This window comes from Blastococcus jejuensis (assembly GCF_039534705.1).
Taxonomy (GTDB): domain Bacteria; phylum Actinomycetota; class Actinomycetes; order Mycobacteriales; family Geodermatophilaceae; genus Blastococcus_B; species Blastococcus_B jejuensis.
Genome location: NZ_BAAAVV010000001.1, coordinates 163,857 through 176,742, shown reverse-complemented (window position 1 = coordinate 176,742; position 12,886 = coordinate 163,857). Strand labels below are relative to the sequence as shown.

The 12,886-nt window shown below is 74.2% G+C and carries 8 protein-coding genes; 6 read left to right on the top strand and 2 right to left on the bottom strand.

Annotation, left to right across the window (positions count from 1 at the left end):
• Positions 1 to 18: 18 nt before the first annotated feature.
• Together ABD644_RS00810 and ABD644_RS00805 are read left to right on the top strand one after the other, a co-directional pair.
• Positions 19 to 846: a biotin--[acetyl-CoA-carboxylase] ligase gene (locus tag ABD644_RS00810; RefSeq protein WP_344686578.1), complete on the top strand. Its 828-nt coding sequence runs from the start codon at positions 19 to 21 to the stop codon at positions 844 to 846.
• 241 nt (positions 847 to 1,087) lie between these two features.
• Positions 1,088 to 1,333: a hypothetical protein gene (locus ABD644_RS00805; RefSeq protein WP_344686577.1), complete on the top strand. Its 246-nt coding sequence runs from the start codon at positions 1,088 to 1,090 to the stop codon at positions 1,331 to 1,333.
• A gap of 46 nt (positions 1,334 to 1,379) precedes the next feature.
• Here ABD644_RS00805 and ABD644_RS00800 read toward each other — a convergent pair whose 3' ends face one another.
• The gene (locus ABD644_RS00800; RefSeq protein WP_344686576.1) at positions 1,380 to 1,790 is read right to left on the bottom strand and encodes a hypothetical protein; all 411 of its coding nucleotides are present in this window, start codon (positions 1,788 to 1,790) and stop codon (positions 1,380 to 1,382) included.
• Positions 1,791 to 1,999: 209 nt separating this feature from the next.
• Between ABD644_RS00800 and ABD644_RS00795 the strand changes: the two genes are divergently transcribed.
• Entirely contained in the window at positions 2,000 to 2,575 is a 576-nt protein-coding gene (locus ABD644_RS00795) for a PH domain-containing protein (RefSeq protein ID WP_344686575.1), read from the top strand.
• 23 nt (positions 2,576 to 2,598) lie between these two features.
• Here ABD644_RS00795 and ABD644_RS00790 read toward each other — a convergent pair whose 3' ends face one another.
• Positions 2,599 to 5,154, bottom strand: coding sequence for a protein kinase domain-containing protein (locus ABD644_RS00790; protein WP_344686574.1), 2,556 nt, complete (start codon positions 5,152 to 5,154; stop codon positions 2,599 to 2,601).
• 144 nt (positions 5,155 to 5,298) lie between these two features.
• Between ABD644_RS00790 and ABD644_RS00785 the strand changes: the two genes are divergently transcribed.
• From ABD644_RS00785 to ABD644_RS00775, 3 genes are all read left to right on the top strand, one after another.
• On the top strand, positions 5,299 to 6,447 hold the full coding sequence (locus ABD644_RS00785) for an exonuclease SbcCD subunit D (protein ID WP_344686573.1): 1,149 nt from the start codon (positions 5,299 to 5,301) through the stop codon (positions 6,445 to 6,447).
• Positions 6,444 to 9,404, top strand: coding sequence for an AAA family ATPase (locus tag ABD644_RS00780; protein ID WP_344686572.1), 2,961 nt, complete (start codon positions 6,444 to 6,446; stop codon positions 9,402 to 9,404). The genes ABD644_RS00785 and ABD644_RS00780 overlap by 4 nt, the downstream gene beginning before the upstream one ends.
• Before the next feature lie 145 nt (positions 9,405 to 9,549).
• Positions 9,550 to 11,451: a hypothetical protein gene (locus tag ABD644_RS00775; protein ID WP_344686571.1), complete on the top strand. Its 1,902-nt coding sequence runs from the start codon at positions 9,550 to 9,552 to the stop codon at positions 11,449 to 11,451.
• The last annotated feature ends 1,435 nt before the right edge of the window (positions 11,452 to 12,886 follow it).

The following is a 12,886-nucleotide window of genomic DNA, read 5'->3' as shown; positions in this document are numbered from 1 at the left end:
GCGCCGTAGCGTAAGGGAGTGCCCGACGCCCCCTCATCTCGATGGTCGGATCTGGAGCGCCCGGCGCTCGACGGTCCGGCCCTGGCCGCCGCCCTCATCAAGGACAGCGGGCTCTGGCGCTCCCTCGAGGTGGTCCCCGAGATCGGGTCGACCAACGCCGAGCTGGTCCGGGCCGCGGGCGAGGACGCCGCCGAGGGCACCGTGCTGGTCGCCGAGCACCAGGTGGCCGGGCGTGGCCGGCTCGACCGGGTGTGGACGTCGCCGCCGCGGGCGGGCCTGACGGTCTCGTTCCTGCTGCGCCCCGACGTGCCGGCGGCCCGCCGGGGCTGGCTGCCGCTGCTCACCGGCGTCGCCCTCGCCGAGTCGGTCGCCGAGGGGACGGGGGTGCTGGCCTCGCTCAAGTGGCCCAACGACCTGCTCGCCCGCGACGGCCGCAAGCTGGCCGGGATCCTCGCCGAGAGCACGGGGACCGCGGTCGTCGTCGGGGTCGGGCTCAACGTGTCGACGACGGCCGAGGAGCTGCCCGACACCGGCACCTCGCTGACCCGGATCGCCGGGGCCACGGTCGACCGGGGGCCGGTGCTGCTCGCCTTCCTGCGGGCCGTCGAACGCCGGTACCTCCGGTGGACGGAGGCATTGGGCGACCCGGTCCTCTCCGGTCTGGCCGCCGACTACCTGGCCTGGTCGTCGACGGTCGGCGCGACGATCGCCGTCACGCTCCCGGACGGGTCGATCGTCGAGGGGGTCGCGGAGGCCGTCGACTGGGACGGGCGCCTCGTCGTCGCGACCTCCGAGGGCCGGCTGGACCTGGCCAGCGGCGACGTCCGCCACGTCAGGACACGCTGACACCATCTTTGTCTGAGCGAGCCACTCGTGTGGCTGACGACGATTCCGCGAAATCGTCAAGGACTACGGCTTGACGCTTCCGCGGAAGCGCGTCCGTCGAAGACGGGAAGCGCGGGCGTTTGCTGTGTCGGTCTCTCTAGGCGGCACACTATGAGACACCCTGGCTCTACCGGGCTACGCGGCGACGGTGGGCGGCCTCAGGGCGCCGGGCAACCGCTCCCGAGGGAGGAACCGAACAGACGTGGACCTCAACAAGGCACTGGATCGCGTCTCGGACGCCAAGTCGTTGGCTGCTTTTCTTGAGCAGCTTAGAAGGGACCCGATCATGAACGAGGTGGGTTCCGCCGAGATGTTGATCGAGCGTATGCAGGCGTTTCTGATGGATACGGCGACTGACGGTGGCTACATGCAGCGCTATGCGAACGTCACCGGCAAGGGGTGGCGCATGGCGGGGGACCTTGTGTTCTCGTCGTTCATCTACGAATGACCAACCCTCCATGCCCAAGGCCGTGGGAGGCGTCGCACGGCGCGCTCTAGTCGGGGTAGTGGACCCGGCTCACACGGCGACCCAGCTCCCATTCCTGGTTGTCGACCTGGATTCTCAGCACCGGTCGGGAACGGATCAGGCCGCGCCTGTGCTCGACCCGCCCCTCACCGCGTAGGTAGGCGCGGACGACACGAGCGAGCGCACGTAGTACGGCTTCCTTGTCCTCTTCATCGTCGTCGTAGTCGAACAGTGTTGTGGAGACACCGAGGCCGAAGATGGTGGCGTCGAACCATTCGTAGGACGCGCGCAGGCCCGCGTGGCGCTGGCCACTCGGGTCGCTTAGCCGCACGAGATGCAGGTACGGAGTTCTCGGGTTTGTCGAGTACGTCGCTTCGACGTCCGCGTCGAAGACTTCGCCCACTACCCGTCGCAGGAGGGCCTCTACGTCGATCGCCACGGGAACGCAGGTTGCCATGCCCGCACCCAGCGACGCTCTTCACGGCGCGGGTCCAGGTTTGAAGGCAAGTTGTCTCTTAGGCCGCTTTCCGCGACACTCGGTAGGCGGACCGCGGCCACGGTCGGGTTGCCTCGGAACGGTTCGGCGCAGTTCGCGACACCGCGGCTTGGAGCCGTGACGGGGCACCTCTCGTCCGTCATCCTTTCCGCGTGGCGTACCCGGAGAAGCTGCTGGCCGAGGACGAGGAGATCGTCCGGCACCTGCACCCGCACTGGCTGACCGTCTTCTGGCCGATCGTGGCGTTCCTGCTGATCGTCGGCGGGGCGTCCTTCGGTGCCGCCGTCATCCCCGTCGGGAGCAACCAGGGCCTGTACCGCCTACTGGTCATCGCGACGGCCGTCGTCCTGCTGATCGCATTCGTCGTCGTGCCCGTCCTGCGCTGGCGGACGACGCACTACGTGGTCACCACGCACCGACTGCTGTTCCGGCAGGGGATCCTCGCCCGTCACGGCCGTGACATCGGGCTCTCCCGGATCACCGACGTCTCCTACCGCCAGTCCGTGTGGGAGCGGCTGATCAACTCCGGCACGCTGATCATCGAGTCCGCCGGCGACAGCGGCGCCACCGTGCTGCGACAGATCCCCGACAGCGATGGCGTCCAGCAGCTGCTCAACCACATGATCGAGGAGGACGCCGACCGGCGGGCGCAGGAGAACGCCGGGTACATCCGCGGGGAGGAGCCCTACCGCCCCGGCGAGGGAGGACACCCGACGACACGGTTCTGAGCTGCGCGGGGCGGGACGGCGTGCTAGCGAGGGCCCCACGCGGGGGCCGAGTCGTCGGCACCCTCGGGGCCGGCCGGCAGCTGCCGCAGGTCCGACCCGTCGGTGCGCACCAGCCACAGGTGGTTGCCGTCCCGGTCCGAGGGCCCCGAACGGTTGCTCTTGAACGCGATCTGGTCGCCCTCGGGCGACCAGGACGGGTCCTGGTCGAAGCCGGGCCCGCCCGCCAGGGTGCGGGCGCCGGAGCCGTCGGCGTTCATGACGAGGATGTCGGACTCGCCCGAACCATCCAACGGTGCCCGTCGGAACGCGATCTGCTGCCCGTCGGGCGACCACACGGCGTCCGCGTCCTCGGCATCCCCGCCGGCGGTGAGCTGGACGGGGTCGCCGCTGCCGTCGGCGGGGACCTTGAACAGCGCCGAACCCTCGGAACCGTTCCTGGCCCAGAAGACGAGCGTGCTGCCGTCGTGGGAGAACGACACGTCGTCGACGACGTCGAAGCCGACGTCGAGGTCGCGGACCACGGTGCCGTCAACGTCCACGATGTGCAGCGAATGGCCGCCGCCGTCGTCGATGCACACCAGCGCCAGCTGCCGGCCGTCGACGGGGTTCCAGGCCGGCCGCAGCACCGAGCCGCAGCCCGGCGGCGGGGTCTCGAACATCGGCCGGTCGCCGGAGGCGTCGGTGGCCACCACGCGCAGGGAACCCCGGCCGTCCGCCGACTTCTGGATGTAGGCGATGGTGCGGCGGTCGGGCGACAGGAGTGGCGCCGTGTCCGCCTCGGGCGCTGAGGTGAGACGGAGCGTCGTGCTGCCCGTGCCGGTGTCGAGCAGGTAGAGGTCGGTGTTCCCGTCCTGGCTGCGGGGGGCCACCAAGGTGGCGGATGGCAGTTCCTCCGCCGCGGGCAGGCCCGGGATGCCCGGGGGTGTGGTCGACGACGACGTCTGGCTCGCCGACGAGGATCCCGAAGACCCCGGTGTGCCGTCCCGGCTGAACCACCACACGGTTCCGGCCGCCACCACCAGCACCAGGATCACCATCGCGACGAGCAGGAGCCGCCCGCGGCGGGGCGCCGGTGCCGTGCCGCCCGGGTACGCCCGCGGGGCGTCGGGCCCGCCCGGGCCGCCGGGTGGGACCGGCTGGCCCGGGCCATAACCCGTGCCTGCATAACCCGTGCCCCCGGTGACGTGCGGGGAGAGGTAGGCCGGCAGCGGCCTGGGCGGCTGCCGCACGGGTGGCGGCGCGCCGGTCCGCGCCGGGTGCGGCGCTTCGCGGACCGTCGGGCCGAGGGAGGCCCCGGCGCCGGTCGGCGCCGGGGGCGCCTGCGCTGCCGCGATCACCCCCTGCGCCGCGCGCAGGTCGTTGAGGACCGTCGCGGGTGCGGGCGGGTGGTCCGGTGTGGGGGAGAGGTGCTCGATGACGTCGACGAGCGCGTCCAGCGTCGCCGGTCGGCGCGCCTCGTCGAGGTCGGCGGCCACCCGCCCGACCCGCTGCCCCGACCGGATCTCGATCGTCACGGGTCGCCCGCCGCGGGGGCGGTGCCCGGTCGTGGTGCGGCCGGCCACCTCGTGGATGTTCTCCGGTAGGTCGAAGAACCGGGTGCGCCGGACCAGGTCCACCAACCGCTCGGTCGCCTGCTGGGAGAGGGAGTCGGTGATCATGGGCCCCACCACCGGTCCCGTGCCGGTGTGGGCGAGCAGGACCGTGTACGGCGGCCCCGGCGGCTCGGGGAAGTCGGCCAGCGCCCGCGCGGTGGCCGCCGCCATGGCGCGGCAGGTGGGAAAGCGGTCCGCGGGATCCTTGGCCATCGCCCGGGCGACGACGTCGTCGATGCCCGGGGCCAGCCATGGGACCAGGGATGTCGGCCGCGGTGGCGGCAGCTGCAGGTGGCCGTGGATGGCGGCGGCGACGCCCGGGCCCGGGAACGGGACGCGGCCGGTGAGCAGCTTGAACAGCACGCAGCCCAGCGAGTAGATGTCGGACCGGGCGTCGGGGGAGCGGGACTCGATCTGCTCCGGCGAGGCGTAGTCGAAGGTCGCCACCACCGCGCCGGTGCGGGTCAGCCGGGTGTCGCCGGACTCCAGCGACTTGGCGATCCCGAAGTCGGTCAGGAACACCTGTTCCGGATCGTCCTCGTCGGCCGCCGGTGACAGCAGGATGTTCGCCGGCTTCACGTCGCGGTGGATCAGGTGGGCGCGGTGGGCCGCGTCGAGCGCCGCGGCCACCTCGGTCACGATGTGCGCCACCCGCTCGGCCGGCAGCAGCCCGCCCGCTCCCTCCAGCGCCTGCTCGGCGTCGATGCCGTCGACGTACTGCATCGTCAGCCACAGCTGCCCGTCGTCCTCGCCGCGGTCGAGGACGGAGACGATGTTGCGGTGGGAGAGCCCCGCGACGACGTCGGCCTCGCGCAGGAAGCGTCGCGCGAAGTCGGGATCGGCCGACAGCTCCGACCGCAGGAGCTTCAGGGCGTCGTACCGGGGCAGGCGGGGGTGCCGCACCAGGTAGACCGCGCCCATGCCGCCGCTGCCCAGCGGGCGGACCACCGTGTACCCGGCGATCGTTTCGCCCGGGGCGAGTGGCACGGCAGCCTCCTGTGGCCGGGTGGCCAAATGCTATGAGTCCGGCGGGTGGCTGTCATCGACACTCGGCGCCGGTACCGCGGTGTGACGGTTCCGTCACGGCGCGCCTGACCGTTTCTGTCGTACCCCGTGCCTACGTTCCGGGCCATGCGGCTGCTGCACACCTCCGACTGGCATCTCGGCCGGTCGCTGCACGGCACCGACCTGCTCGCCGAGCAGGAGGCCGTGCTGAGCGGGCTGGCGGCGGTGGTCGCGGCCGAGTCCGTCGAGGTCGTCCTCGTCGCCGGTGACGTCTACGACCGGGCCGTCCCGTCGGCCGACGCGACGGCCGTCCTCGACCGGGTCGTCGGGCGTTTGCTGTCCGCGGGGGCCGCGGTGGTCATGACTCCGGGCAACCACGACTCCGCCCGGCGGCTGGGCACCTTCTCCGGGCTGCTCTCGGCGGCGGGGCTGCACGTGCGCGCGTCCACCCCCCGGCTCGACGAGCCGGTGCTGCTGTCCGACGAGCACGGCGACGTCGCCGTCTACGGGCTGCCCTACCTGGAGCCCGAGGTCGCCCGGCACGAGCTGGGCACGGAGGGGGCGCGCAGCCACGAGGCGGTGCTCGGGGCCGCCATGGAGCGGGTCCGCGCTGACCTGTTCCTCCGTCCGGGCACGCGCTCGGTCGTGCTCGCCCACGCGTTCGTGGGCGGTGGCGTGGCCAGCGAGAGCGAGCGCGACATCTGCGTCGGCGGGGTCGACCTCGTGCCCGCGTCGGTGTTCGACGGCGTCGACTACGTCGCGCTCGGGCACCTGCACCGGCCGCAGACCCTGTCCCCCCGGCTGCGCTACAGCGGCTCCCCGCTGGCCTACTCGTTCGGTGAGGCCGGCCAGCAGAAGCAGGCCTGGCTGGTCGAGCTCGACGGCACGGGCCTGGCCGGTGTCCGCCCCGTGCCGCTGCCCACCCCGCGGCGGCTCACGGTGCTCGAGGGCACGCTCGACGAGCTGCTGGCCGATCCGGTCCACGCGGAGGTCGAGGACCACTTCGTCTCCGCCCGGCTCACCGACCCGGCCCGTCCGACCGACCCGATGCGCCGGCTGCAGACGCGCTTCCCGCACTGCGTCCACCTGGAGTGGACCGGTGCCGGGGGTGCCGCCGACGCGCGCAGCTACCAGGAGCGCATGCGCGGCCGCAGCGACGTCGAGATCGCCGGCGAGTTCGTCCAGCACGTCCGCGGGGTGGCCGCGAGCGCCGCCGAGCGAGACCTGCTGGCCCGGGCGCTCGGCGCGCACGGCCGCGCAGAGGCGGCCCGGTGAGGCTGCACCGGCTCTCGCTCTCGGCGTTCGGCCCGTTCGCCGGCACCGCCGAGGTCGACCTCGACGAGGTGGGGCGCGACGGGCTCTTCCTGCTCTGGGGGCCCACCGGCGCGGGCAAGACGACCCTGCTCGACGCGGTCGTCTTCGCGCTCTACGGCACCGTGCCCGGCGCCCGCGGCGAGGAGAAGCGGCTGCGCAGTGACCACGCCGACGCCGCCACGCGCACCGAGGTCACCTGCGAGCTCACGCTGGGCGGCGAGCGGCTGCGGGTGGTGCGTCGTCCCGAGCAGCAGCGGCCGAAGAAGCGGGGCGAGGGCTGGACGACCGAGCAGGCCAAGCTGACCGTCACGCGGCTCACCGACGGCGGGTGGGAGCCGGTCAGCACCCGCATCGACGAGGGGTCCGAGCACCTGCGCCTCCGGCTGGGGCTCGACGTCCACCAGTTCTGCCAGGTGGTGCTGCTGCCCCAGGGTGACTTCGCCCGGTTCCTCCGCGCCGAGCCCGAGCACCGCGCCGAGCTGCTGCGCACCCTGTTCGACGTCGACCGCTTCGCGAAGGCCGAGGAATGGCTGGCCGAGGAGCGGGCGACGGCGCGGGAGCGCGTGGTCGTGCACCGGCAGCGGCTGAGCACCCTGCTGGCCCGGGTGGCGCAGATCGCCGACGTCGACGTGCCCGAGGCGCTGGCCCCGGAGCTGGTCGGTGGCGGTCCCGGCAGCCACGTGGCGCCCTGGGTCGGCGCCGTCCGGACGAGGGCGGCCGGCCGGCTGGCCGCCGCCGAGGAGCAGGCCGATCGCGCCGCGTCCGACGCGCGCACCATCGACGCCGAGCTGGCCGCCGCACGCGCTCTCGACGAGCGGCACGAGCGCCGTGCCCGCGCCGCCCAGGAGCTCGGGAGCCTCACGGCCAAGGAGCCGGCCCTCCTCCCGTTGCGCGCCGAGCGCGACGCCGGGCGCCGGGCCGAGGTGCTCCGCGACGTGCTGGACGCCGCCGGCCGGGCGGCGCTGGCCGCCGAGGAGGCCGCCGACGGTCTCGAGGCGGCACGGGTTGCCTGGCGCCCGGTGTCGGAGCGGCGGGAAGGCACGTCCGCGGTTGCCCGGGAGCTGCGCGACCAGGCGGCGGCCGCGGCCGCGCTCCTGCCCGAGGTCGACCGCGCCGCCACGACCGGCCGTGCGATCGCGAAGCTCGACGCGCTGATCGCCGAGCTGGGGGAGGCCTGCGACGCTGCCGCCCGTACGGGGGAGTCCTGGCCGGCCCGCCTCGCCGAGCAGGAGCGGCTGGTCGCCGAGGCGCAGGCCGCGGCGGTGCGGCTGCCCGCGCTGCGGGCATCGGTCGCGACGACGCAGGCCGCCCTCGACGCGGCCCGCGCCGCCGATCGGCTGGAGGCGACCCTCGCGCGCACCCGCGCCGAGGTGGCGGCGCGCCGCACAGCCTGGAACGACGCCCGCGAGCACTGGCTGGACCTGCGCACCCGCCGCCTCGACGGCATGGCGGCCGAGCTCGCCGCGGGCCTGGTCGACGGCGCCGACTGCCCGGTCTGCGGCGCCGTCGAGCACCCGCGGCCGGCCCTGCACACCGGCCCGGTCGTCACCGCCGACGACGAGCAGGCCGCCCGCGACGCGGTGGAGTCCGCCGAGACGGCATCCAGCGCCGCCACCGCGACGCTCGACCGGCAGGAGCGCGAGCTCGCGGGGCTGCGCGCCCAGGCTGGTCCGGTGCCGGCGGGGGAGCAGGAGGCCGCGCTCGTGGCCGTGCGAGCCGAGACCGCCGCGGTGGGGGAGCTGGCCGACGGGCTGGCGCCTGCGCAGGCCGCGCTGCGCACCCTGCTGGCCGAGCGCGACGAGACCGCCGCCCGGCTGGCCGCCGACCGCGAGGAGCTGGGGGCGCGCACCGCCGAGCGGGAGGCGCTCACCGCCAACCTGTCCGAGCTCCGGGCGCGGCTGACCGCCGCCACCGGCGACGACGTCGACCTCGCCGCCCGGATCGCCCGGCTGGCCGAGGCCGCCGAACGCTGCGAGGCGCTGGTCGCGGCGGAGACCGACGAGCTGCGGGCTCGGGCGACCGCCGACGCGACCCGGCGGACGGCGGAGGAGCGGGCGGCCGACGCCGGCTTCGACGACGTCCTCGACGCGGCCGGAGCGCTGCTGCCCCCCGGGCGGCTCGCCGTCCTCGACCGCGACATCGAGGCCCACGACCGCCAGCTGGCCGTCCTGCGGGCGCGGCTCGCCGAACCAGACCTCACCGACCTGCCCGCCCGGCCCGACCTCGCAGCGCTCGAGGAGCGCTGCGCGACCGTCACCCGGCGGCGGGAGGAAGCGGTCGCCGAGCTCGAGAGCGCCCGGCGCTGCGCCGGCGCGCTCGAAGGGCTGGCCGGCGACGTCACGGCGGCCGAGGTCGAGCTCGCGGACCTGCGCGCATGGTCGGACCAGGTCACGGCGCTGGCCGACCTCGCCCACGGCCGCGGCTCCAACACCAAGCGCATGAGGCTGCAGTCGTTCGTGCTGGCCGCCCGGCTCGAGCAGGTGGCCGAGGTGGCCAGTCTGCGGCTGCAGGACATGTCCGGTGGGCGCTACACCTTCCTGCACAGCGACGCCCACGCCCGCAACGGCGCCCGCGGGGGTCTCGGGCTCGACGTCTTCGACGAGTACACCGGCGTGCGCCGGCCCACCAAGACGCTCAGCGGCGGGGAGAGCTTCATGGCGTCGCTGGCCCTGGCGCTCGGCCTGGCCGACGTCGTCACCGCCGAGACCGGTGGCGTGCAGATCGACACGCTGTTCGTCGACGAGGGGTTCGGCACGCTCGACCCGCAGGCCCTCGACGCCGTCATGAGCGTGCTCGACGAGCTGCGCCGCGGCGGCCGGACGGTGGGCGTCATCAGCCACCTGGAGGAGTTGCGCACGCGGATCCCCACCCGGCTCGAGGTCCTCACCGGACGGCACGGGTCGCGGCTGGCGGGCTGAACAGCGCCGACCGGCAACCTCCCGCAGTTCGCGCACGGTGCGCGGTACCGTCGCCCGAGAGCCGGGGCGCTGTGCAGACCCCTCCCGGTCCGGGGCCGGGTTCCTCGTGCCCCCGCGGCTGCCACCGTGGAGAACGAGGGGGACCGTGACCGCCGGATCACGCGTGGCCGCCTGGTCGACGAGGGCGCGGAACGTCTTCCGGCGGTGGTTCGTCTCCTACCCCCTGGCGGCGCTCGTGGTCGCCGGCGTGTCCACCCTGACGTTCGTGCTGCGCCGGCAGGTGCCGCCCCAGCTGAACATGTCGGGCCTGGACGGCCTGCTGTACGCGCGGCAGGCGGGCTCCATCGCCGCGGGGGACTGGCTGGGCGCCTACGACCACACGACCCTGGCCAAGGTCCCCGGGTACCCCCTGCTGATCGCCGCCGCCACGCACTTCGACGTGGCGCTCAAGGATCTCGAGCACGGGGTGGCGCTGCTCGCGGCGGTGTCCGTCGGCGTCTGCGTCCTGCTGGCGACCCGGCGCATGCTGTGGGCCCTGGCTGCGTTCGTCTTCTGCGCGTTCGACCCGCTCTTCTTCAGCAGTGCCGCCGGCGACGTGCTGCGCGACTCCGTGTTCTCCTCGCTCAGCGTCCTGGTGGTCACCTCCCTGTACCTCGTGAGCTACCTGCTCGTGTTCCGGCGCTCGCGGGTCTGGTCGGTCGTCTGGTCGGTCGTGTGCGCGGCGCTCGCCGGCCTGCTCCTGGCCGGCTACCTGCTCCTGCGGGAGGAAGGGATCGCCGCCGCCCCGATGGTCGTCACGGCGCTCCTGGCGGCGCCGGTGCTGCGGCTCGTCCAGTCGCGCGCCTGGCGAGGTGGCCGGCTGGGGCGCCGGGTGCTGCGTTCCACCGCGCGGGCGCTGCCGAGTGCCCTCGTGCTGGGCGTCTGCGTCGTGCTACCGGTGCAGGCCGTCACCGACCGGAACGAGGAGGAGTACGGGGTTGCGCTCACCAGCGACTGGTCGGAGGGGGCCTTCGCCGAGGCGTACGGCCAGTGGCAGCGCGTGGAGGCCGGTCCCGCGACCTTCCGGGTGCCGCTGACCGGGGCCCAACGCCGGGCGGTCTACCAGATCAGCGAGACCGCGCGGCTGCTCGCGCCGACGCTCGAGGACCCGGAGAACCCCTGGCGGTTCGTCCGGTGCACCACGCGGCCGATCTGCGACTACCAGGGCGGCTGGCTCCCCTGGGCCCTGCGCGACGCCGCCGCCGCGGTCGGGGCCTTCGACTCGGCGCGCCAGGCGCAGTCCTTCTTCACGCGGGTGGCCCGCGACATCGACACGGCCTGCTCGGACGGGCGGCTGACCTGCCGGCCGCGCCTGCCGGCCGCGCTGCAGCCCGTCCTGCGGATCGACCTCGAGCACGTGATCGACGCGTGGACGCGGAACACCGGCGATCTGCTGGTCTCCCGGGGGATGTACGACCAGCTCACCACCCTGGTCGACGTGCCCGACGAGGGCCGCAGGGAGCTGGCGGAGGTCTCGACCAGCGTCCCGCGGACCGAGCGGGCGGCGGCCGAGCAGGTGGCCCGGTTCGAGGAGCACCGGACGCCGTTCCTCTGGCTCGCGCTGGCCTACACCGTCCTGATCCCCGCGGCCGCAGGCCTAGGGCTGGTCCTGCTCGCGGGTGTCGCGTTGAGCCGCCGCGGCCGCGCGCACGCCGGCCCGCTGTTCGGCCTGGCGCTGGCCCTGCTCGTCGCGGTCTTCACCCGGCTCGGGCTGGTGACGATCGTGGACGCGGCCGATTTCGAGACCCCGGCCCGCTACGCCTTCGCGGCGCACACGCTGCTGCTCGCCTTCTCGGCGGTCGCGCTGGCCGAGGGCTTCCGGGCGCTGGACCTCCGGCGGGTGGGTGAGCTGGTGCGAGGGAGCCTCGCTCAGCGCGGCAGCCCCAGCCAGAGCGCCAGCGAGGCGTCGTCGTCGTCGGAGGCGTCCTTCACGGCGACCTCGACCGGCGAGTCGAACACGAGCCGGACCGAGCGGACGTCGGCGAGCAGCGGCGCCGGGACGTCGTAGAACTGCAGCACGCCACCCTCGGCGGGCAGCTCCGCGTCCGCCGCCAGCACCGTCTCCCGATCGTCGTCCTGGGTGATGACGGCCCGTGCCGACACGGACTCGACGCCGTCCGGGGGCCGCACCATCACCGCCACGGACGCGAGCGCGGCGTCCTGCACCGTGCGGGGGACGGGCAGGTCGAGTTCCCAGTCGTCCCCCTCGGGCGAGGCGGGCTGCCACTCGAACGTGACGGGGGTGCCGCCGATGTCCGACAGCGGCACGCAGCCCCGGCCGCCGATCCAGCCGTAGGGGTTGAGGGGAATGCAGACGACGGGCTCGGCGCCGGCCATCACCGGGCTCATCCGCTGCCACTGCGAGGCGTTGCCGTACTGGACGGCGAGCGGTTGGTTGACCGAGACGGCGTACGGCACCCAGCCGACCGCGAGCACCCACGCCGCCAGCACGGCGGTCGCGACCAGGCGCGTCGCCCCCGGTGCCCCCGCGGGCCGGAACCGCCGCACGAGGGCCGCCGTGCGCGGCGACTCCGCGACCATGGCCACGAGCCCGGTCAGTGCCATGAGCACGCCCACGACCGCGCCGACCAGCCGCCGGTCGAAGCCGGGGATCGCCAGCATGCCCATGTCCCTGCCGAAGGCGGCCGCGAACGTGAAGGCGTCGACCAGCATGGTGAAGAACAGCAACGCGACACCGACGCCGACCAGCGCGGAGGCGCGCGACCGCAGGAACACCGCGCCCGCCAGGCAGAGCAGGAGGAAGACCCCGCCGGCGAGCATGAGCGCGCCCGGTCCGAGCGTCGTGCTCGGCGCGAGCACCAGTCGGCCGGCGAAGCCCAGCGTGTACTTGATCGCGGCGATCAGCTTCGACAGCGCCGACTCGTCACTGGCCTGCAGCGGGGTGCCGCCCGCCAGCGCGCTGCGGAAGAGCTGGACCACCTGCACCGCCCCGACCGCCGCGGAGACCAGCGCGATCCGGCGGAACCGGGGGCGGCTGATCAGCGCGACCAGGAGCATGGCGGGCAGCGCCGCCAGCACGGCGGGCTTGGAGAGCATGAACAGCGGGAGCACCCACGCCCAGCCGGGGACGTCGGAGTCCCTCTGGACCGCCGCCAGAGCGGTGACCGCGACGAGCGGGACCACCGCGAAGTAGGTGACGTTGATGAAGGTCCGGGTCTCGAAGTCGGGTGCCAGCATCAGGGTGAGCGCGAGCACCAGCCGCAGCCCGTCGCTGGAGACGACCGGCCGGAACGCGGGCAGGCACACCGTGGCGATGAGCACCGCGCCCAGGACCACCGCCGTCCCGGTGTAGAGATAGGGCACGGCGCCCGGGGTCATCCCGAGCTCGTGCCCGGCCATGGCGATGATGCGCTGCGGGAGCGGGATGTAGCCGGCGTCGGTGGCGAACAGCTGGTCGAGCACCGAGTCCGACTGCGCCTTGA